This is a genomic window from Microbispora sp. NPDC049633, assembly GCF_040675265.1.
In the GTDB taxonomy this organism is placed as follows: Bacteria; Actinomycetota; Actinomycetes; order Streptosporangiales; family Streptosporangiaceae; genus Microbispora; species Microbispora maris.
In genome coordinates this window covers 1-19,743 of sequence record NZ_JBFAOO010000092.1, presented here as the reverse complement: position 1 = coordinate 19,743, position 19,743 = coordinate 1, and the positions used below count along the sequence as shown (strand labels likewise).

The following is a 19,743-nucleotide window of genomic DNA, read 5'->3' as shown; positions in this document are numbered from 1 at the left end:
GGGACGGCGCGGAAAGGGGCGGAGCATGCCCGCGACGGCCGAGTCCGTGGACACCGTCTGGTTCACCCGCTGTCCGGTCCCGACGGCCAGCGGACTCGCCTACGCGACCGGCCGGCTGACCGCGCGGTACGCCGACCTGGGCGTCGAGGTCGGGATCCTCCAGGACGCGCCGCTGGAGATCGCCCGGCACCACTACGACCACGACCTCGTCGGCCTGATCCGCGAAGGGGGCAACGTGCCCGCCATCGCGGCGCGGGCCGAGGGCGCCAGGACCCGCCTGGTCGGGCTCACCTGGATCGACGAGGGACAGTCGATCGTCGTCCGCCCGGACTCGCCGATCACCTCGCCGGCCGCCCTGCGGGGCGCGCGGATCGCCGTCCCCGGCTGGGCCGCCACGAGGGACACCAGCCATGCGCGCGCCATGGCCCTCCACGGGTTCAAGGGCGCGCTCGGGCTCGCCGGCCTGACGCTCGACGATGTGGAGTTCGTCGAGGTGCCGCTCGACCCGGTCGTTCCCCCGGGCCGTATCCGCGCCGAGCGCGCCGCGCCGCGGTTCCGCGAGCTGGACGAGCTGGCGGCCGGACGGGTCGACGCGGTCTACGTCAAGGGCGCCGCGGCGCTGGAGGCCGCCCACGTCCGCGGCGCGGTGGTCGGCATCGACCTGGACGCGGTGCCGTGGCGGCGCTCCAGGGTCAACAACGGAACCCCGCGGCCGATCACGGTGCACGAGGACCTGCTGCAGTCGCACTCCGAGCTGGTGGTCGAGTTCCTGGTCGAGACGCTGCGCGCGGCCGACTGGGCGACCGGCGATCCGGACGGCGTACGCGAGGTGCTCGCGGCCGAGACCGGGTCCGGCGCGCAGGGCGTCCTCCTGGCCTACCGGGAGGGATTCCACCGCACGCTCCACCCCACTCTGGACGAGGAGCGGGTGGACCTGCTGCGGATCCAGAAGGCGTTCCTGCTGCGTCACGGCTTCCTCAGCGCCGACTTCGACCTCGATGCCTGGATCGACCCGCAGCCCTTGCGGCTCGCGTACGAGCGGCTGGCCGCGCGGGACTGACCGCGGCCGCCTGTCGTCCCTCCCGTGCGCGCGGGACCGGTTGCCGCCTGTCATCCGCGCGCCGTCTTCCCCCATGCCCGTGCCGGCCGGCAGCGGCTGAGCCGCGCCGGTCACCGCCCGACCCCCCTTGCTCTCTCGAAAGGCCATGCGTTGATCAGCACATCCACCTCCGGCGGCCGCGGCTTCTCGGCCCGGCCCGCCGGTCGTGCACGCGTCCGCCGTCCCTTGTTCCTCACGGCGGTCGCCGCCGTCGGCGTGCTGCTGGCCGCCTGCGGCACGTCGGCGGCGTCGTCGGAGGGCGAGTCCGGCGCGCATGGCGTGGACACCGTCCGCGTCGGCGTCATCGCCGGTTCGCCCCCGGGTGTCTACTCCGCGATCGAGAACGGGTTCTTCGACAAGGAGCGCATCAAGGTCGAACTCGTGACGCTCAGCGGTGGCCCCGCGCTCGTCGCGGCCACCGAGGGCGGCTCCATCGACATCGCGTGGGCCGACATCTTCGCCTGGGCGGCCGCGATCGAGCAGGGCTTCAAATTGACGATCATCAACCCGGCCAACGCGCTGAAGCCCGGGCAGCCGGTCAACGTCATCGTGACGAAGCCGGGCAGCGGCATCACCTCGGCGAAGGACCTCGCCGGCAAGAAGCTCGGGGTGCCGGCGCAGGCGCTGACCACCGTGCAGATCAAGAAGTGGCTCGCCGACCAGGGCCTCGACCCGAACGGCCCGAAGTACACCACCGTGCAGGACCGCACCACCTCGGGCGGCCTGGTGGCCCAGGGCACGCTCGACGCCGCGGCCACCAGCGGCGCGTACGTCACCGCGTGGGAGGCGCAGTACGGCCTCACGGTGGCCGGCACCTTCGACTCCGGCGTGCCCGAAGGCGCGGCGACGTCCGGCTACGGTGCGCTGCGCAGCTTCGCCGAGGCGCATCCGGACCTGGTCAGACGCTTCGTGCGGGCCGTACGGCAGGGCGTGACCGCGTTCCAGTCGTCCGAGCCGCTCGCGCAGAACACGCTGCTGGTGAAGTACGGCGGCGCGGACGTCGCCAAGCTGGAGGCCAAGTATCCCGGCGCGCTGGACAAGGCGTCGGCGGCGACCAGCGGCGAGCTCAGCGGCCCGTTCGACGTGGCCGCCGAGAACAAGTGGATCGAGACGGGCGCGCGGTTCGGCGCGTTGAAGAAGCCCTTCGACCTCACGCCCTACCTGTGGTCCACCGCCACGGCCGACACCCCCTGACCATCCCCCACGAACGCCGGGAGCATCGATGGCGACATCAGCCGCACCCGCCGCGGCCGGGAGCGAACGTAGCTCGGCCGCGAGCACCGGGACCCTGCTGACGGCGGACGACGTCGCGAAGACGTACCGCACCCGCCGGCGGGAGGTGACCGCCCTGCGCGGGCTGTCCCTGGACATCGGCGCCGGGGAGTTCGTCGCCCTCGTCGGGCGGTCCGGATGCGGAAAATCCACGCTGTTGCGGCTGCTCAGCGGTCTCCTCCCCGTCACGACGGGACAGATCCGAGTGGCCGGGCAGCCGATCGACGGGCCGCCGCGGCAGGCGCGCTGCGTCTTCCAGGACTACGCCCAGTCGCTGCTGCCGTGGAAGACGGTCGCGGGCAACGTCCGGTTCGGGCTGCGGCACGCGTACGAACCGGAGGCGGGTGGTCACGACGAGCTGGTGGCCCACTACCTCGACCTGGTGGGCCTCGGCCACGCGGCCGACCGGTACCCGTGGGAGCTGTCCGGCGGCATGCAGCAGCGCGCGGCCATCGCCCGCGCGCTGGCCGCGCGGCCCCAGCTGCTGCTCATGGACGAGGCGTTCAGCGGCGTGGACGCCCTGAGCCGCGCCAAGCTGCAGGACGTCCTCCTGCACGCGTGGGCCGAGGAGGGGCTGACGGTGGTCTTCGTGACCCATGACATCGACGAGGCGGTCTACCTGGCCGACCGGGTCGTGGTGCTGCATCCCGAGGGACGCGGCGTGCTCGCGGACGTACGGACCGGCCTGCCCCGCCCGCGCGCCCAGGTGACCACGCGGGAGCTGCCGGAGTTCCTGCACCACCGGCGCGAACTGCTGCACCTGGTCCTGGACTGAGAGGACTCCGGCCAATGACCACCAACCCCACAGTGACGAGAGCCGCGGGCGCCGTACCGCTCCTGCAGGCTCCCAACCCCGCCGCCGTCGCCCCTGCCGCGGTGAAGCGCCGCCCCTGGTTCCTGCGCGCGCTGCGCAGCAGGCTCTTCGGCTGGCTCGTGTTCGCCGCGGCGCTGGTCGCCTGGCAGCGGTACGCCACGGTGAACCCGTCGCCCAGATACGCCACCGTGAGCGACGTCGCCGTCCAGTGGTGGGACCAGATCCTCGGCGGACCGCTGCTGACGGCGACCCTGCAGACCCTGCGCACGATGCTGATCGGCTACGGCGTCGCCGCCGTGCTGGCCGTGGTGATCGGAGTGCTCATGGCCCGCGTACGGCTCGTCTACGTGCTGCTCGAACCGCCGCTCGAGCTGCTGCGGCCGATGCCGATCTCGGCGGTGATCCCCCTGCTGATCCTCTACCTCGGCATCGACGACGCGATGAAGATCAGCGTGGTCGCGCTGGCGGCGTTCTTCCACATCCTGCTCAACGCCTACTCGGGCGCGGGGTCCACGCACCGCACGATGATGGACACGGCGCGCACCTTCGGGCTGACCTGGCGGCAGACGATGGCCGAGATCGTGATCCCGGCCGCCGCGCCCTCGATCTTCGTGGGGCTCCGCTCGGCGCTCGCCGCCTCACTGGTGATCTCCGTCGTCGTCGGCATGATCGCCGGCAACGACGGCCTCGGGCACCTTCTGATGATCCAGCAGCAGAGCTTCCAGGTGACCGACCTGATCGTCGGCGCGGCGACCATCGCGATGCTCGGCTACGCCCTCAACTCCGCGTTCCTGTTCATCGAGCGACGGGTCCTGCACTGGCACTTCGGCGCGACCCGCACCCACGACTGACCCCCTCCCGACCACACGCCTCGCCACACGCCCGACCCGCGACACGAAGGAAGACCGATGACCTCGACCCTGACCAGCCCCGTCCGTGAGGGCGAGTGGCTGAAGGCCGGTGAGCTGGTGCTGACCCCGGCCGACGCGGCCGTGCGCGCCGAACTCGTCCGGGCGGTGCGCCTGCTGCACCAACTGGGCGCGCTCCAGAACCCGTACTCGGCGAACGCGAGCGTTCGTCTGCCCAACTCCCCCGGCCACCTGCTGATCAACGCGAAGGGGCTGCCCGCCGACATCGGCGAGCAGGACTTCGGCGTGATCACCCTGGACGGCGAACTGGTCGCGGGCAAGCTCGGCCCGGGGGTGCGGCAGGTGCTCCAGATGCACACCCTTGCCTACACCCGTCCGGAGGTGAACGCCGTCATCCACACGCACTCGACGCACGCGACCGCGTTCGCGCTGGCCCACCGGCCGATCCCGCCGCACTACGAGCCGCTCGTCAACCGCGGGCAGACCCGCGACATCCCCTGCGCGCCGTACCGCACGCGCAACAACGGCGACCTCGGCGCGTCCATCGCCGGCCTGCTCGCCGAGCACCCCGGCACCAAGGCCGTCCTGCTGGCCAACCACGGGCTGCTCGCCTTCGACGACAGCCCGCTGAGCACCGCCCGCCTCGTCGCCACGATCGAGGAGGCGGCCACCTTGGAGATCCACGCCGCCGCCCTGGGCGGATCGAAGCCGATCGTCCCTTGAGTACACACACCAGCACGAGCACGAGCACGACCGACGGAGCGCGCCGATGACCGAGACCGACCTTCTCCCGCCGCTTCCGGAGCGCAGGCTGGAGATCCTCTGGTACCTGATCGCCAACGACGGCAGATATCCATGGGACCCGAAATGGAAGCGGCCGGTCGACTTCGAGTACGTCCAGGCGTGGGCGAAGTCGATCGACGTCAACGGCTTCTACGGCGCGCTGCTGGCCACCCAGCCGACCGGCGGCATGGACCCCTGGATCACGGCGGCCTCGCTGGTGCCCACCACCCGGCGGATGAAGTTCGTGATCGCGGTGCACCCCTCGGTGTACACGCCGACGTCGCTGGTGAAACTCGCGACGACGCTCGACCAGAACTCCGGCGGCCGGGTCATCCTGAACATCGTGAGCGGGCACATCGGGCTCGAGGCCGCCGGGGTGCACCTCAAGCACGAGGAGCGTTACGAGCACACCGACGAGTTCCTCACGGTCTACCGGGCGCTCATGCGCGGGGAGCGCGTCGACTTCGACGGCAAGCACCTCAAGATACGGGGGGCGGAGGCCGCGTTCCTGTCGCTGCGGGATCCGTACCCGCCGCTGTGGTTCGGCGGCGCCTCGCCGGTCGCCCGTGACGTGGCGGCCAAGCACATCGACAACTACCTCACGTGGGGCGAGCCGCCCGCCGAGACCGCGGAGCTGATCGCGGACGTACGCGCCCGGGCCGCCGGGCACGGCCGCTCGATCCGTTTCGGAATCCGGCTGAACCTGATCGTCCGGGACACCGACGAGCAGGCCTGGGCGGCGGCGCAGGACATGCTCGACCACGTGGACGACAGCATCGTCGCGCGGGTGCAGGCCGAGTCGGTGAAGCAGGAGTCCGTGGGGCAGGCGCGGCAGCTCGCCTTCCACAAGGGCGTCAAGCCGCGCTTCGCCCAGGAGCTCGAGGTGTATCCGAACGTGTGGTCGGGCTTCGGCCTGATCCGCGGAGGCCCCGGCATCGCGCTGGTCGGCAGCCCCGAATCGGTCGCCGCGCGCATCCGCGAGTATCACGCCCTGGGGATCGACTCGTTCATCGTCTCGGGCAATCCGCTCTTGGAGGAGACGTACCGCTTCGGCGAGCAGGTGATGCCGCTGCTGCCGGTGACGCACGACGACCCCGGCCCGCTGCGGCCCGCCGGCTACACCCGGCCGCGGACCGCCGCGCCGTCGCCGACCGGCGCCTCCTCGCTCGTCGCCGCCGGCTGACCCGGCGAAACGCGGCGACCTCGCCGGGCACGCCCTGCTCCGTCGAGGTCGCCGGACGCGGCTCCCGCTGCTCGGCCCCTCCGCGCCCGCGCGGGAGGACGGCTACGGCGTGCGGGGAAGCCGGACCGTGACGAGGAGACCCCCGTCGGGGCGGGCAACGAGGTCGAGTGTCCCGTCGTGGGCGCGGACGATGCTGTGCACGATGGCCAGGCCGAGGCCGACGCCGGCGTGTTCGCCGGTGCGTACGCGTTCTGTTCCGCGCCGGAAGGGCTCGGTGAGGGTCGGCACCAGTTCCGGTGGGAGCCGAGGGCCCGTGTTCTCGACCCGCAGCACGCTGGTGTCGCCGTACGCCTCGGTGTGGACCCTCACGGCGCCGCCGGCGGGGATGTTGTGCACGATGGCGTTCTGGACGAGGTTCGTCACCATCCGCAGCAGGAGCTCGGCGGAGCCGCTGGTCCGGGCCGCCCCGCCGGTGACGTCCAGTGTGATCCGGCGCTGTTCGGCGAGGGGCAGCAGTGTCTCGGTGGCCTCTTCGGCGACGAGGGAGAGGTCGACGCTCTCTCGGATGAAGTTTCCGCGGTCGCCGCGGCTGAGCAGCAGGAGGGCCTCGGTGAGCTCGATCGCCCGCTGGTTGACGGTGTGCAGGCGTTCGATGAGTTCGTCCCGGTCCCGTGTGGGATCCTTGCGTGCGACGTCGAGGAGCGTCCGCGAGATCGCCAGCGGGGTGCGCAGTTCGTGGGAGGCGTTCGCGGCGAACCTCCGCTGTTCGGCGACGTGGGATTCGATCTGTTCGAGCATGGTGTCGAAGGCGTCGGCGAGTTCCCGGAATTCGTCCTGGCGGCCCTTCATGCGGATCCGGTGGGACAGGAATCCGCTCGCGGTTTTCCGGGTGGCATCGGTGATCTGTGTGAGTGGTGCGAGCATCCGGCCGGCCAGGAGCCATCCGCCCATCAGGCCGAACGCCAGCAGAAAGGCCAGTGCCTGGGCCGCGCGGGGGACGAAAGCGCGCTGGAGGTCGGTGCGGTTGGGGATGAACGGCGGGGCCGGCGCCCAGGGCCCGCCGCCCCTCAGTCCGGTGATCCACACACCGTCGGGCACGTAGCGCAGCAGGAACACCCACACCACGGCCAGCAGGAGAGCGCCGGCGAGCATGAGGAACGCGGCGTAGCTGATGGTGAGTTTCAACCGGGCGCTGAGCCCTGGGCGCCTGCTCATGCGTGCCTGCTCATGCGTGCCTGTTCATGGGTGCCTGGTGTCCGTGCCGGTGTCGATCCGGTAGCCGACGCCGGGCACCGTGGCGATGAGCCAAGGTTCGCCGAGTCGTTTGCGCAGCGCGGAGACGGTGATGCGGACGGCGTTGGTGAACGGGTCGGCGTTCTGGTCCCAGGCCCGCTCCAGGAGCTCTTCGGCGCTGACGACGCCGCCCCCGGCGGCGACGAGGACTTCGAGCACGGCGAACTGCTTGCGGGTGAGCGCGACGTAGCGCCCGTCGCGGAAGACCTCCCGGCGGAACGGGTCCAGCCTCAGGCCCGCGATCTCGATGACCGGGGGCCGGGCGTGCGCGCGCCTGCGGTCGAGCGCACGCAACCGCATCACGAGCTCTCGAAGGTCGAACGGTTTGGTGAGGTAGTCGTCGGCGCCGAGCTCGAACCCGGACGCCTTGTCGTCGATCCGGTCGGCGGCGGTGAGCATGAGGATCGGGATGCCGCTGCCCGACGCGACGATCCGCCGGGCGACCTCGTCACCGGAGGGGCCGGGGATGTCGCGGTCGAGGACCGCGAGGTCGTAGGAGTTGACGCTGAGCAGTTCCAGGGCGGCGTCGCCGTCGCCGGCGATGTCGGCGGCGATCGCCTCCAGCCGCAGACCGTCACGGACGGCTTCGGCCAGGTAGGGCTCATCTTCCACGATCAGCACGCGCATGTCTGAAGCCTACGCAGCACAACATATCGCCAAGGTATGCGAAGACCTGCGCACACCGGACATGCGGCTCACCCTGCCGACGCCGGCGCGGGGCGAGGCCGGTCCGACGGCGCTCGCGCCGCCGTGACGCGCCACCAGCGGCGCGACGCCAGCGCGGCCAGCACGGCGCCGGCGGCGTTGACCAGTACGTCGTCCACCGAGGACACCCGGTCAAGCCGCAGGACGTACTGGGCGATTTCTACCGCGACCGAGCAGCCTGCCCCGAGCGCCAGGATCCGCGGCACGGACGCCAGCGCCTCGAACCGCATCGGGGCGAAGAACCCCAGCGCCGCGAAGATCAGCAGGTTGCCGCCGATGCCGATCGGCCCCATCGTGAGCAGGTCCCGGAGCGGGATCAGACTCAGCCGGCCGGGGACGATGCCGGCCCCCGGGCCCGGCATCATGGTGATCCATACGAACGGCACCGTCCCGTAGACCATGCCCACCTCGGCCAGCGACGTCCGCCACGCCGATGCGGCGCCGGCGGCACGCCGCCCGCGCGCCAGCGCCCACACCACGAGGGCGGCCAACGGCAGCGCGACCAGCGTCATGAGCAGCACGCCGTTCTCCGTGTCGTAGCAGCCGTGCCACCGCCCGGCGAAGCACATCGGGGCGGACATCAGGAGCGGCCGCCGTACGACGAACGCCACACCCGCCAGGCCGAGGATCGCCAGGCCGACGAGCACGACCCCGCGCGTACGGCGGAGCGGTGCGGACAGGGATGCGCTCCGCTTCATCAGCCGCCCGACCCCCCGCCCGTCCCCCCGTCGGGCGAAGCCCCGGTCACGGCCTGCATCTCCCGCCCGATCATGTCCTGCAGCGACACGCCCTCGCTGTTGCCGAGAATGACGCCGACCCAGCCGGTGTCCGGGTAGATGCTCCAGTTCGCGCCGACACCGGGGTTGCCCCCGGCTCGCTGGAACATCCACTGGCCGCCGACGATCTCGATCGCGATCCCGTACGCCCCGAACGACGCCGGCCCATGAGGGATCTTGGCCGCGGTGAGCACGTCGGCCCAGGGCCGGTCCAGCAGCGTGCCGTCGCCCAGCGCCCGCGCGAACCGGACCAGATCCGGCGCGGTGGCGAAGCCGCCGTCCCCGGGGGCGTCGATGAAGGCGCGGCCCGGGTTCTTGCCCAGCATGTACGAGGCGGGGCTGCCCTTGTCGAGGTTGCGGAGGGCGTCCACCTGGCTGCCGTCGGCCAGCGTCATGTACGGATGCGCGATGTTCCTGCCGCTGAGCCACTGCGGCCTGGTGTAGAACGCCGAGCCGGTCATGCCGCACCGCTTGAAGATGTTCTTCTCGACGTAGTCCCAGTACGTCATGCCGCTCACGGCCTCCACGATCAGCGGGGGGATGGTGGCCTCGGCCTCCTGGTGGGTGGTGCTGGGAACGCCCGGGACACCCACCAGTTTCGCCAGCCGGGTCCGCCGCTCATAGTAGTCGTGCACCTCCTCCCGGCTCTGGAAGACGCGATGCACGTCCTCCGCCGGGCTGTCGAGCCCGGAGGAGCCGGACAGCAGGTGGTGGATGGTCACCTTGGCGGCGACATCCTTGGCGAAACCCTTCAGGTATTCGCCCACCGGGTCGGACAGCCGCAGCTTGCCCCGCTGCGCCAGCTGCAGAATGGCCACCGCGTGGAACGGTTTGCCGGCCGAGCTGAGGCTGAACGCGGTGCCCTCGTGGTTGGGAATCCTCTTCTCCCGGTCCGCCATGCCGTAGCGGCGGGACAGCACCGTGCGGCCCCGGTGCGACAGCATCACCACACCGGAGAACTTGCCCTCGGCGGCCAGCCGCGCCACGAACCGGTCGTAGGCCCCGCCGGGCAGGGTGTCCCGCGGGATCCGGTCGCGCCGGGACGAGCCGGGGGGAGACGAGGCGGCGTGGCCGGCCCCGGCGCTCATCAGCGGCCCGCCGGCCGTCACCACACCGGCGGCCGCCAGCCCGCCCCATTTGACCAGCCGCCGCCGGTCGATGCCCCGTATCGAACTCGCGTCCATGATCACGGCCCTTCCTGGGTCGACGAATCCGGCGCTGACAGTGATGCGCGCTGATTCACGCCCTCATCGAAGACGCGAGGCTGTTGCGGTGGCGTATGCGGTTTTCGATACGTCCGCGATACACCGCGGCCAGACCGCCCGGCCCGGCGTGACCGCGTCGTAGTGCGCGGCGAACCGGGCATCGGCGGCGAACATCCGCCCGATGCGGGTGTGCATCGAATGGGTGCGGTCGAAGTACCGCGACACTGGACGCTGTCGCCCCAGCGGTCCTCGGCCTCGCCGGCCCAGGCGGACTGCCAGGTGTTGCCGACGATCTCGACCTGCTCCTTCCGGCGTCGGCCGCATGCCGGCGCTCGGCTGGGGGCGTTCCCGGCTCGCGGATCGCAGCGATTGGAGAGGGCGTCCGCACCGGATTTCGCCAAAACCGGAAACGTATCGGCGGTTTCGCTGCCGAGGCGATTCCCAAACAACCGCAGCCCGCTTATCCGATTCTCATCACACCAGCTCAGAGTAGGTTTTCTCGCGATGTCTCCCTATCGCGACGTGACCTCTCCGGCGGGAAAGTCTCATCCGATGTTCAGTCCCGATGAGAATTCGATGAGACGGTGTCGCGGCCCGTTCAGCGTCTTCTCAGACGCCGGGCAGGCCGTTCACGCGAGCCCGTGGACGGAACCCGCTCCCGATGCCGGGACGCCACGGCACACTTGCGGGCATGACAACCGCCCCCCAGGCGCCGACGTGGACCACCGCCGCCCGGCGCCACCGTTTCGCCGCCTTCCTGGTCGACAACCTGATCCTTCTCGCAGCCAACACTCTGATCGGACTGGTGCTGGGGACTGCCGCCCAGCCCGAGGCCGGCGAGGCGGACTACCTCACCACGCTGCTCAACCCCTACGCGGAGGGCGGTTGGCCCCTGCAGATCGCGATCATCGCTGCGAACGCCGCCTATTTCTGGGTGCAGCACGCCCTGTGGGGCCAGACGCCCGGCAAGCGCCTGTACCGCCTGAAAGTGGTGACCGCCGCGACCGGAGCGACACCGGCCCATCGTCAGGTGGGGATCCGGACGCTCGTCCACCCTCTCCTGAGCTCGGCGGCCCCGTATCTCGGGCCGGTTCTCTATCTCGTCGACGCCCTGTGGATCTTCGGCGACCCCGGGCGGCGCTGCCTGCACGACGTCATCGCCGGGACCGTCGTGGTGGACGTGCCCGCCTAATGCGCGAAGGCGCCGAGGGCGTCCGGATTCCTGATCGGGCTCGTCGTCATCGTTTCCGTCTTCGCCGCCTTCGTGCTGGTCACCACGCTGCTGGCGGCGTAGTCCCCGGTCACCGCTCGTCGGCCGGAGCACCGTACCCGGACGCCCGGAACAGGAAGGATCCCCAGGAGCGGTAGGGCCGCCACGCCTCGGCCACCTTCCGGTACGCGGCGGGCGGCGCGTCCTCCGGCAGGCCGTACGCCTCGCGCAGGATCGCGAACAGGCGGGGTTCGTCGCCCGGGAACGCGTCCGGCTCGCCCGCGCCGCGGATCAGGATCAGGCCCGCCGAGAACGGCCCCACGCCGGGCAGGGCGCGAAGCTCGGCCAGCGCATCCGGAGGGTCGAGCGCGCGCAGGTGCTCGGCGGTGAGCACGCCGTCGAGCGCCGCGCGGGCCAGCCCGCGCAGCCACTCCTCCTTCTGCGCGGGCAGGCCGAGGCCGCCCGCCTCCAGCAACGTCATGGGCGGGGGAAAGGCGGCGTACGGCTCCCCGTCCACCGTCACCCGCGCGCCGTACCGCTCCGCGATGCGCTGTTTGATCCGGGCGGCGATGAGCATCGACGAGCGCTGCACGATGACCGCCCAGCAGGCCGCCTCCCAGGGGCTCCAAAAACACAACGGCCGCAGTCCGGGGCTCTTCCGTTGCAGGTCGCCGAGCACCGGGTCGGTCTCACCCGCCTCGGCGAAGCCGGAGCCGTCCACGTCGAGCGACAGGATGCGCGCCACCTCGCCCCGGATCGCCGGCCCGGCGGCCCGTGTCGTGGCCACGGCGACCCCGTCCGGCGCGGCGGTCACGGTCACGCCGATCGGCAGCCAGTCGGACTCGGCGCAGTAGGCGAAGCGCAGCGCCCGCCCGTCGGAGGGGAGCCCGCTGGTGGCCGGCCAGTCCTCGACGAAGCGCAACGTGGCGTCGAAGTCGAACGGGCCCTGCGCCGTGAGCGTGAAACCGTGCCTGGTCATGGGCCTCATCGTACGAGCCCGGACAGACAAAGGATCTTGCCGCCCGGTGCGGCCGCCGCCCGTCCCCCGCCCCGCCGGCACGCCACGAGACCCCGCCGCCCCACCCGAAAGATTTCGGACAAGGACTTGCAAGTTTCACTGTTCTCATACCACTCTTGTTGCCTATTCTTCCGTTGCTGCGGGATTTCCGGAGCACCCCAAACCGGACTAACCAGCACTTATATCCCCATCGCGGAACAGGGCATCGTGGCGAAAATTTCGGTGACATGTGGTAAATGGAGGCGGGTTCACCCTGCCCGGCCTGCTTGCCCACCGCGCGCAGGAACGGCCCGGCCGTGGCATGCGCGGGTTGTGCATCCGACCGCGCCAGGACGGGGTCGTACGAGAGGAAGGTGCGGCGTGACGGCGGAGGAGTACACGCGCCGGCTGGCGCAGTTGATCTCAGAGGTGTCGGATGGCGAGATCACCGTCGAGGAGGTGCTCGCCGCCGGACACTCACTGTCGGCGCTCGGCCTCACCTCGCTCGCGCGGATCCGGCTCATCGACGCGATCGAGCACGCCTTCGACGTCGAGATGGACCTGAGCGACGAGCTGGCCACCTTCGAGGACGTCGGCACCCTGTCCGCCCTGGTGGCCCGGGCCAGGCCCGTCGGAGGGACGACACGCGCATGGTGACGGTGGCGTTCAGCGGCGCGCGGGACGGAGAGGCGCCGCTGACCTGGGGACAGCGACTGATATGGCGGGCGGTCCACCTGATGGGCGACAGCCAGACGTTCCTGAGCTGCCCGTGGGTGCTCCCGGTGTACGGCAGACGTGACCTCGGCAGCGTCCTGGACGCGCTGCGCGTGCTGCTCGAACGCCACGAGAGCCTGCGTACGACCTTCGCCCTCACTCCGGAGGGGCCGGTGCAGCGGATCGCACGCGGTGGCGAGCTGACCGTGGGCGTCGTGGAGGCGGGACAGGACCGGGCGCTGCGGGTCGCCGAGCGGGTCGCGGGCGAGCTGGGCCGGACGGCCTTCGTCCACGACCGGGACCTGCCGCTGCGCTGCGCCCTCGTCGTCAAGAACGACCGCCCGATGGCGCTGGCGATCGCCTTCTCCCACCTGGCGGTGGACTTCCAGGCGCTGAACACGCTGTCGGAGGAGTGGAAAGTCCTGCTGCGCGGCGAGAAACTGCCGCCCGCCGAGTGGCAGCCGATGGACCAGGCGGCCGCGGAGCGCGAGGAGCCCTACCCCGCACGCTCGGCCAAGTCCATCCGATACTGGCACTCCGTGCTGGCGGACGGGCCGCTCGACGTGTTCGACCATCCGCCGCGCGAGGCGGACGACCCGCGGTTCATCGAGGTCGGCATGGAGTCGGCGGCGCTCGCCGTCGCGGCGCAACGGCTGGCGGAGCGCTGGACGATCAGCACGACCAGCGTGCTGCTCGCCGCCTGCGCCACCGTGCTGGCGACGGTGAGCGGCCGCCCGCGCGCGGTCATGCAGCTCGTGCACAGCAACCGCCGCGACGCGCGCACCCACGCGATGGTCGGCACCGTGGAACAGGACGGCCTGTTCGTGCTCGACCTGCCCGCCACGGACTTCGCCGCCGCCTGCCGGGCCGCGCAACGGGGGGCGCTCAGGGCGTACCGCAACGCGCACTACGACCCGTTCGAGATGCAGGCCATGCGGGAGGAGATCGGCCGCCGCCGCGGCCGGGAGCCGGACCTCGACGCGTTCTTCAACGACAGGCGGACCGTCGGCACCTGGCCGGGACTGCCTCCCGTCGGCGCCGACGAGGACGTGGCCCGCCTCACCGGGCAGACCCGGACGTACGTCACGAACGCCTGGCCGGGTGTCCGGTTCAAGGCGTTCTTCACGGTCGTCTCGGCCCCCGACACCGGGAAGCTCAGCCTCATCGTGGACACCGCCTACCTGCCCCGGGAAGTCGCCGAGGGCATGCTGCGCGGGGTCGAGGCCCTGCTGGTCCGCGCCCTCACCGAGGACGTCCCGATCACCGCGGTCCCCCGGATCTGCGGCATCGGCCCGTACGCAGGGAGCCCGACCTAAGTCAGCCAGGAACCGCGGGTAGCGCGCACGGCCGTCATCGGCGATCCGAGGGTGGGCGGTCAGGACTGCTGGACCGCCAGGCGCAGGCCGAAGCCGATGACGATGAGACCGGTGAGCCGGTCCAGGGCGCGCTTGACCGCGGGCCTGCGCAGCCAGCCCCGCATCATGCCGGTGAACCCGATGAGGACGACGCTCCACACGAGCGCCTCGCACACGTGGACGCCCGCCAGGAGCACGCCCATCACCGCGTGCGGCACGCCCTCGGGCATGAACTGGGGCAGGACCGCGACGTAGAACGCGCCCACCTTCGGGTTGAGCAGGTTGGTCAGCAGGCCCCGCCGGAACGCCTGTCCCCACCCGGCGTCCGCCGGGCCGGGCTGCGCCGCGTCGTCCGCCCGGCTGTGGCGGCTGTGCCAGAGCATCCGGCCGCCCATCCAGATCAGGTACGCGACGCCCGCCCACCGCAGCACCTCGTACGCCACCTGGGAGGCGGTGAGGAGCGCGGACAGGCCGGCGGCCGTGAGCAGGCCCCACAGCAGGGTGCCGGCCTGGATGCCGAGCACCACGGCCCAGGCCGGCCTGCGGCCGGCGAGCAGCGACGTACGCAGGATCAGGGCGGTGTCCAGGCCGGGCGTGAGCGTGAGGAATGCCACGATGATCGCGAACGAGGCGAGCGCACCATAAATGTCCACGATCGGTCACCGTAGTCCACGCCCGCATCTCCGCATGGAGGGATTCCGGACGCGGGGCGGCGTCGGCGACGCGTCACGCGGTACGCGACGCGATTACGACGGCGACAGGACCAGGACCGCGTGGTCGGGTGACACGCTCACCAGCCGGAGGCGGATGTCGCCGATCCTGCCGGGCCGTCCCAGGGCCAGTGTCAGCCCGCCCTCCGTCCGGCAGCGGCCGTTGACGCAGTCCTGGCTGACGCCGGTGTTCATGCCTTCGACGTGGAAGGCGCCCCCGCCCGCTTCGAAGCGCAGCCGCAGCTCGCCCCGATCGAGCGAGACGATCGTGATCGCGTCGAGGCCGGTCTTCCGGTCGAGCCGCAGCCGGTCCCCCGGGCGGACCGTCACCTCGCAGTCCGCGTCCCGGCACGCCTGCGGGTCGTCCGCGGCCGTGACGGCCGAAGGGGCGGGCGAGGGCGAGGCCGCCACGGAGGACGTGGCCGTCGCCGGTCCACCCGTGGCAGCGGATCGCGGGTGCACCTCAGGCTGCGGCGTCCCGCACGCCGTGAGCAGCACGGTCATCGGTACGGCGACGAGGCCGGCCCGGCCGACCAGGCGGGACGCGTACGGCCCTGGACGCATGACTCTCCCCCGCGACGGCTGCGCCGTTCCGTGGCGCCGGCGACGGGCCGTCTCCGCCGTGGCGGGGACGCCCGGGCCCGATGCTCAACGTGGTCGAGCCTTCCCCCGGCACGGCGGCCCCAATCGGAAGATCGGGAGTCACAGGCTGAGGGCGCCGGTGATCTGGCGGGCGGTCCTGCGTACGGCCGCGCCCAGGCGCGGCAGCGCCGCCGTCCCCACCACTCCCGCCGGGGCCGCGACCGCCACGGCCATGCACACCCCGCCGTCCGGGCCGAAGACGGGCGCGGCCGCGCAGCACACGCCCTCGGCGAACTCCTCCCGCGCGTAGCCCACGCCCTCCCCGCGAACGGCGGCGAGTTCGCGTTCCAGCGCGGCCGGGCCGGTCACCGTGCGGCCCGTCACCGTGCGGCCGGTCACCCGCCGCAGGGCCGGGGTGGCGAGGAACGCCGTGCGCAGGCCCGCGTCGTGGGCGAGGAGCACCTTGCCCGCGGCCGTGCAGTACAACGGCGCCCGGTCCATGCCGTCGGATGGCGATTTCACCCGGTTGTGCCCATACAACCGCTCGACGTACGCGACCTCGAATCCGTCCGGCACGGCCAGGTTGACCGTCTGCCTGGTGGCCTCGTACAGCTGGAGCAGGTGCGGCAGGACCGCCCTGCGGGAGCCGGGCAGGCGACGCCCCTGGATCGCCCAGCCGCGCGGCGCCACGAGGTCGGCGGCGCGTCCGCCGACCGTGTAGTCACCGCCCGTGCGCGTGACCAGGCCCCGCCGCTGCAGGGTGCCGAGCAGGCGGTGCGTGGTGGTTTTGGAGAACCCGGTGGATCGGTGCACCTGAGTGAGGTTCATCGGCCGCACGCCGGCGGCCAGGCACAGGAGGATCTCGATCCCGCGTTCCAGGCTGCCCAGGGCGGAGGCCGCCTCCGCCCGGCGGGCGCGATCCGACGCTGCTAACAAGCCCACCCCGCGACGCTCGTGAGATAGATCCTTACAGGCCAGCGGTCACCCTAGCCGCGCCGCGCCGCGCATGAGGGGAGAACGCGGTTACTACGCGGGCGTCGCCAGCCCGGCCTGGCGGCCGACTCCGTCGCACTGGTTCACCGGCCCTCCCCCTCGACGGCGGCCTGCAGCGTCCTCGAACCGCCGGCCGGGGAGCTTCACCGAGCCCCCCGGCCGACGCCGGGCCTCAGTTCACCTCGACGCTCTCCAGTACGCCGAGGGCGTCGGGGACCAGGACGGCCGCCGAATAGTAGGTGGTCACCAGGTAGGAGATGATCGCCTTGTCGTCGATGCCCGTGAAACGCACCGACAGGCCGGGCTCGTACTCGTCCGCCAGCCCGGTACGGCGCAGGCCGACCACGCCCTGCTTCTCGGCGCCGGTGCGCATCACGATGATCGAGCTGAGCCCGCCCTCGGTGACCGGGATCTTGTCGCAGGGCAGGATCGGCACCCCCCGCCACGCCATGACCGTCGCCCCGTTCACCTCGGTGACGTCCGGATACACCCCGCGCCGGGTGCACTGCCTCCCGAAGGCGGCGATCGCCCGGGGATGGGCGAGGAAGTAGTGCGAGCTGCGCCGCCGGGCGAGCAGCTCGTCGAGGTCGTCGGGGGTGGGCGGGCCGGAGCGGGTGTGCACGCGCTGCTTGAGATCGGCGTTGTGCAGCAACCCGAAGTCGCGGTTGTTGACCAGCTCGTGCTCCTGGCGCTCCCGCAACGCCTCGATCGTCAGCCGCAACTGCTGCTCGGTCTGGTTCATCGGCTCGTTGTACAGATCCGCCACCCGCGAATGCACCCGCAGAATCGTCTGCGCCACACTCAGCTCGTACTCACGCGGCCCCAGCTCGTAGTCCACGAACGTCCCCGGCAGCGTCGCCTCACCCTCATGCCCCGCCGCCAGCGCGATCTCCGCCTCGCCATACCGGTTCACCGGCCGCGCCACGGGGGGACGGCTGAGATGCGCGCGCAGGCCGCCGGACAAGGCGGTCAGGTTGTCCAGCGCCGGGCGCTCGAGGACGAGAACGATGCAGGAGGTGAGGGCCCTGGCGGGCGCGGCCCCCGGACCGGTGAGGTCGCCCAGGTGATCTCCGTCGGCCAGGACCTGGAGCAGTGCCTCGCCGCCGTACGCGCCGGCGCCGACGCGTGTGATCTTGCCGTGGGCGACGAGCACCACCTGTCCCGGCGGCACCGGATCGTCCGGGCGCAGGTCGTGCTGGACGAACCGGTCGGCCAGCGCCCCGAGGGTGTCCAGGTCGCCGAACCCGCGCAGGGACGGCAGCTCGCACAGCTCGGCCGGGACGACCCGCACCCGTGCCCCGGTGGAGACGAAGCTCACCCGTCCGTCCCCGACCGTGCAGGTGAGACGGCGGTTGACCCGGTAGACGCCGCCCTGGACGTCCGTCCACGGCAGCACGCTCAGCAGGTGCCGGGGAGTGATCTCCCGCATCTGCGGCGGCGTCTTGGTGGTGGTCGCCAGGTTCTGCGCGGCGGCCGTGCTCAGGGTCAGACGCGACTCGGTCATGACGCCCCCACCGGGAGCGGATCAGCGGGCGCCGTGAGATCGGACGGCGCGAGAGCGGGCGCCGTCACGGACGACGCCGTGAGCGCCGGCGACCCGAAAGCGGGCGGCGCCCTGTGTACCGGCGGCGCCAGGGAGAGGATTCGCGCGGTGGCCGTGCCGAGGCCCGTCGGGCCCTGGGACCACCGGGCCGCCGGGCCCCTGCGCAGTTCCTCCTCGAAGTAGCGCCGGGACCGCTCGTGCCAGCGCAGGATCGCCGCCATCCAGTTGCGCAGGTCGGACACGTATCCCTCGACCGAGTCGCGCACGACCTCCCGCGCCTCGATGCGGTCGAGCAGGGCGGGCAGGTCGACGGTGGTGATGTGCTCGAACTGCCTCATCCGGCTGGTCATGAGCGCGTCCACCACGGTCACCGCCTCGTCGGGCGCGCAGCCGAGGAAGGTGCCCAGCACCACGACGGCGTTGTGCATCTCCCCCTCGAACTGGACCTCCTTCTGGTAGGAGAACAGGTCGTTCAGCAGACACGCGTAGTCCTGCGCGGCATCGGTCATGCCGAGGAACTCGCGGGTGCGGTGGATCTCCATGGGGATGACCCGGCCCGGAGCCAGCCTGGCCAGGCTCATCGTCATCTGCGAGCCGAACGTCCTGCGCCGCATCTCGATGTAGTCGATCGGCTCGGGCACGCGGTGCTGGGCCTGGTTGGCCAGCTCCCACACCCAGCTGTCGATCATCTCTTCGACCGCGGCGCGGAAGGCCTGGCGGGAACCCTCGGGCAACGGCTCGGCGGTGCGCGGCCACAGGTCGGCCAGCCCGCGTTCCAGCCCGGTCATCGGGGTCAGACGCGGAACGAGGTCCAGCGGCATGAACTCCTTGAGCCGCCGGTTGCCGAGCTTCGCGCCGACCAGGTCGCGCGCGGGCCCGTAGACCCGGGGATAGTAGTCGTCGCCGTACGTCCCCCAGGCCAGCCAGTTGGTGGCCAGGATCAGCTCTGCGGCCGTGGCGTCCGGGTTGATGCCGGACGCGCACAGGGCGAGGTCGAAGCCGACGAGCTGCGGTTCGTTCCACACGGCGGTCGCGGGAATGCCGGGGACCCCGTCGAAGAAGCCCATGGCGGCACACCATTCGACGTCCGCCGTTCGCGCCTCCTCCAGATGCGGGTTGTCGCGCACCTCGAACGGCATGTACGGCTTCGGCGGCCGTACCGAGACCTGCTGGTACGGCGTGTGCGTGTGGTTGCGCAGGCCGCCCGCGCCCGTGAGGTGGGCGCGGGAGACGTTCACGCCGAGCGGCCCGGGGAGGCTCCCGGACTTGGTGTAGCGGCTGGAGGCGGTGTGCCAGGCGTGTCCTCCCGCCTGCCAGTCCTGCAGTCCCTTCACGTAGCTCAGGATCAGCGCCTGCTCGGGCGGCAGGACCCCTTCGTCGGTGAAGAGGGCCGGAAGCTCGGTCAGCGCGGTGTGCTCGAACTGGTGCAGCCGGGAGGTGAGCAGATCGTTGGTGATCTCCACGGCCCGCGCGGTGTCGCAGCCGAAGAAGCGCTCGCAGACCAGCACGCAGTTGGACAGCTCGCCCTCCTTCAGCACCTCCCGCTCGTAGGAGAACAGGTCGTTGCGCAGGTGCACGGCGTCGGCGAACGACTCCGTCAGCACCCGGATCGGCCGGGAGCCCGCCAGCCGGGCCGGCAG

At 71.8% G+C, this 19,743-nt stretch carries 20 protein-coding genes; 9 read left to right on the top strand and 11 right to left on the bottom strand.

Annotated elements, in window-relative coordinates:
• The first annotated feature begins 25 nt into the window (after nucleotides 1–25).
• The 6 genes from AB0J39_RS23025 (at nucleotide 26) to AB0J39_RS23000 (ending at nucleotide 6,020) form a co-directional block, all read left to right on the top strand.
• Nucleotides 26–1,060, top strand: coding sequence for an ABC transporter substrate-binding protein (locus AB0J39_RS23025; protein ID WP_363468065.1), 1,035 nt, complete (start codon nucleotides 26–28; stop codon nucleotides 1,058–1,060).
• Between the two features lie 150 nt (nucleotides 1,061–1,210).
• The gene (locus AB0J39_RS23020) at nucleotides 1,211–2,293 is read left to right on the top strand and encodes an ABC transporter substrate-binding protein (protein ID WP_363468063.1); all 1,083 of its coding nucleotides are present in this window, start codon (nucleotides 1,211–1,213) and stop codon (nucleotides 2,291–2,293) included.
• Nucleotides 2,294–2,321: 28 nt separating this feature from the next.
• Nucleotides 2,322–3,146, top strand: a complete 825-nt coding sequence (locus AB0J39_RS23015; RefSeq protein WP_363468061.1) for an ABC transporter ATP-binding protein — start codon at nucleotides 2,322–2,324, stop codon at nucleotides 3,144–3,146.
• A gap of 14 nt (nucleotides 3,147–3,160) precedes the next feature.
• Entirely contained in the window at nucleotides 3,161–4,036 is an 876-nt protein-coding gene (locus tag AB0J39_RS23010; protein WP_363468059.1) for an ABC transporter permease, read from the top strand.
• A gap of 57 nt (nucleotides 4,037–4,093) precedes the next feature.
• A complete protein-coding gene (locus tag AB0J39_RS23005; protein WP_363468058.1) occupies nucleotides 4,094–4,777 on the top strand; it encodes a class II aldolase/adducin family protein in 684 nt (227 codons plus the stop codon).
• 46 nt (nucleotides 4,778–4,823) lie between these two features.
• The gene (locus AB0J39_RS23000; RefSeq protein WP_363468057.1) at nucleotides 4,824–6,020 is read left to right on the top strand and encodes an LLM class flavin-dependent oxidoreductase; all 1,197 of its coding nucleotides are present in this window, start codon (nucleotides 4,824–4,826) and stop codon (nucleotides 6,018–6,020) included.
• 102 nt (nucleotides 6,021–6,122) lie between these two features.
• Here AB0J39_RS23000 and AB0J39_RS22995 read toward each other — a convergent pair whose 3' ends face one another.
• The 5 genes from AB0J39_RS22995 to AB0J39_RS22975 all read right to left on the bottom strand — a co-directional run bounded on the left by AB0J39_RS22995 (nucleotide 6,123) and on the right by AB0J39_RS22975 (nucleotide 10,323).
• Entirely contained in the window at nucleotides 6,123–7,235 is a 1,113-nt protein-coding gene (locus AB0J39_RS22995) for a HAMP domain-containing sensor histidine kinase (protein ID WP_363468055.1), read from the bottom strand.
• A gap of 24 nt (nucleotides 7,236–7,259) precedes the next feature.
• Nucleotides 7,260–7,940 carry a response regulator transcription factor gene (locus tag AB0J39_RS22990; protein ID WP_363468054.1) on the bottom strand — a complete coding sequence of 227 codons (681 nt, stop codon included), beginning with the start codon at nucleotides 7,938–7,940 and terminating at the stop codon, nucleotides 7,260–7,262.
• A 68-nt stretch (nucleotides 7,941–8,008) separates the two neighbouring features.
• Entirely contained in the window at nucleotides 8,009–8,716 is a 708-nt protein-coding gene (locus AB0J39_RS22985; protein ID WP_363468052.1) for a VanZ family protein, read from the bottom strand.
• On the bottom strand, nucleotides 8,716–9,978 hold the full coding sequence (locus tag AB0J39_RS22980) for a serine hydrolase domain-containing protein (RefSeq protein WP_363468050.1): 1,263 nt from the start codon (nucleotides 9,976–9,978) through the stop codon (nucleotides 8,716–8,718). The genes AB0J39_RS22985 and AB0J39_RS22980 overlap by 1 nt, the downstream gene beginning before the upstream one ends.
• Before the next feature lie 63 nt (nucleotides 9,979–10,041).
• Complete coding sequence (locus tag AB0J39_RS22975) at nucleotides 10,042–10,323, bottom strand: TipAS antibiotic-recognition domain-containing protein (RefSeq protein WP_363468049.1); 282 nt, start codon at nucleotides 10,321–10,323, stop codon at nucleotides 10,042–10,044.
• A 367-nt stretch (nucleotides 10,324–10,690) separates the two neighbouring features.
• Between AB0J39_RS22975 and AB0J39_RS22970 the strand changes: the two genes are divergently transcribed.
• Nucleotides 10,691–11,191: an RDD family protein gene (locus AB0J39_RS22970; protein WP_363468047.1), complete on the top strand. Its 501-nt coding sequence runs from the start codon at nucleotides 10,691–10,693 to the stop codon at nucleotides 11,189–11,191.
• Between the two features lie 109 nt (nucleotides 11,192–11,300).
• Here the strand turns inward: AB0J39_RS22970 and AB0J39_RS22965 are convergent, their stop codons facing one another.
• Nucleotides 11,301–12,188, bottom strand: a complete 888-nt coding sequence (locus AB0J39_RS22965; protein WP_363468045.1) for a hypothetical protein — start codon at nucleotides 12,186–12,188, stop codon at nucleotides 11,301–11,303.
• A gap of 399 nt (nucleotides 12,189–12,587) precedes the next feature.
• Here AB0J39_RS22965 and AB0J39_RS22960 point away from each other — a divergent pair, with 399 nt between their 5' ends.
• Both AB0J39_RS22960 and AB0J39_RS22955 read left to right on the top strand, forming a co-directional pair.
• A complete protein-coding gene (locus AB0J39_RS22960; RefSeq protein ID WP_363468043.1) occupies nucleotides 12,588–12,863 on the top strand; it encodes a phosphopantetheine-binding protein in 276 nt (91 codons plus the stop codon).
• Nucleotides 12,857–14,236 carry a condensation domain-containing protein gene (locus AB0J39_RS22955; protein WP_363468041.1) on the top strand — a complete coding sequence of 460 codons (1,380 nt, stop codon included), beginning with the start codon at nucleotides 12,857–12,859 and terminating at the stop codon, nucleotides 14,234–14,236. Before AB0J39_RS22960 ends, AB0J39_RS22955 begins: the two co-directional genes overlap by 7 nt.
• A 59-nt stretch (nucleotides 14,237–14,295) precedes the next feature.
• Here AB0J39_RS22955 and AB0J39_RS22950 read toward each other — a convergent pair whose 3' ends face one another.
• The 5 genes from AB0J39_RS22950 to AB0J39_RS22930 form a co-directional block, all read right to left on the bottom strand.
• Nucleotides 14,296–14,928, bottom strand: a complete 633-nt coding sequence (locus tag AB0J39_RS22950) for a LysE family translocator (protein ID WP_363468039.1) — start codon at nucleotides 14,926–14,928, stop codon at nucleotides 14,296–14,298.
• A gap of 93 nt (nucleotides 14,929–15,021) precedes the next feature.
• The gene (locus tag AB0J39_RS22945; RefSeq protein WP_363468038.1) at nucleotides 15,022–15,549 is read right to left on the bottom strand and encodes a hypothetical protein; all 528 of its coding nucleotides are present in this window, start codon (nucleotides 15,547–15,549) and stop codon (nucleotides 15,022–15,024) included.
• Between the two features lie 138 nt (nucleotides 15,550–15,687).
• A complete protein-coding gene (locus AB0J39_RS22940; protein ID WP_363468037.1) occupies nucleotides 15,688–16,509 on the bottom strand; it encodes an IclR family transcriptional regulator in 822 nt (273 codons plus the stop codon).
• A 223-nt stretch (nucleotides 16,510–16,732) separates the two neighbouring features.
• Entirely contained in the window at nucleotides 16,733–18,064 is a 1,332-nt protein-coding gene (locus AB0J39_RS22935; RefSeq protein WP_363468035.1) for a family 2B encapsulin nanocompartment shell protein, read from the bottom strand.
• Nucleotides 18,061–19,743 (bottom strand): germacradienol/geosmin synthase (locus tag AB0J39_RS22930; RefSeq protein WP_363468033.1); only part of this gene is annotated, 1,683 nt, incomplete at its 5' end. The genes AB0J39_RS22930 and AB0J39_RS22935, both read right to left, overlap by 4 nt.

Excerpts from the sequence above, each read along its gene's own strand:
- AB0J39_RS23025 (WP_363468065.1), top strand. The coding sequence starts at position 26 with ATGCCCGCGACGGCCGAGTCCGTGGACACCGTCTGGTTCACCCGCTGT.
- AB0J39_RS23015 (WP_363468061.1), top strand. The coding sequence starts at position 2,322 with ATGGCGACATCAGCCGCACCCGCCGCGGCCGGGAGCGAACGTAGCTCG.
- AB0J39_RS23010 (WP_363468059.1), top strand. The coding sequence starts at position 3,161 with ATGACCACCAACCCCACAGTGACGAGAGCCGCGGGCGCCGTACCGCTC.
- AB0J39_RS23005 (WP_363468058.1), top strand. The coding sequence starts at position 4,094 with ATGACCTCGACCCTGACCAGCCCCGTCCGTGAGGGCGAGTGGCTGAAG.
- AB0J39_RS23000 (WP_363468057.1), top strand. The coding sequence starts at position 4,824 with ATGACCGAGACCGACCTTCTCCCGCCGCTTCCGGAGCGCAGGCTGGAG.
- AB0J39_RS22995 (WP_363468055.1), bottom strand. The coding sequence starts at position 7,235 with ATGAGCAGGCGCCCAGGGCTCAGCGCCCGGTTGAAACTCACCATCAGC.
- AB0J39_RS22990 (WP_363468054.1), bottom strand. The coding sequence starts at position 7,940 with ATGCGCGTGCTGATCGTGGAAGATGAGCCCTACCTGGCCGAAGCCGTC.
- AB0J39_RS22985 (WP_363468052.1), bottom strand. The coding sequence starts at position 8,716 with ATGAAGCGGAGCGCATCCCTGTCCGCACCGCTCCGCCGTACGCGCGGG.
- AB0J39_RS22980 (WP_363468050.1), bottom strand. The coding sequence starts at position 9,978 with ATGGACGCGAGTTCGATACGGGGCATCGACCGGCGGCGGCTGGTCAAA.
- AB0J39_RS22975 (WP_363468049.1), bottom strand. The coding sequence starts at position 10,323 with ATGCGGCCGACGCCGGAAGGAGCAGGTCGAGATCGTCGGCAACACCTG.
- AB0J39_RS22970 (WP_363468047.1), top strand. The coding sequence starts at position 10,691 with ATGACAACCGCCCCCCAGGCGCCGACGTGGACCACCGCCGCCCGGCGC.
- AB0J39_RS22965 (WP_363468045.1), bottom strand. The coding sequence starts at position 12,188 with ATGACCAGGCACGGTTTCACGCTCACGGCGCAGGGCCCGTTCGACTTC.
- AB0J39_RS22955 (WP_363468041.1), top strand. The coding sequence starts at position 12,857 with ATGGTGACGGTGGCGTTCAGCGGCGCGCGGGACGGAGAGGCGCCGCTG.
- AB0J39_RS22945 (WP_363468038.1), bottom strand. The coding sequence starts at position 15,549 with ATGCGTCCAGGGCCGTACGCGTCCCGCCTGGTCGGCCGGGCCGGCCTC.
- AB0J39_RS22935 (WP_363468035.1), bottom strand. The coding sequence starts at position 18,064 with ATGACCGAGTCGCGTCTGACCCTGAGCACGGCCGCCGCGCAGAACCTG.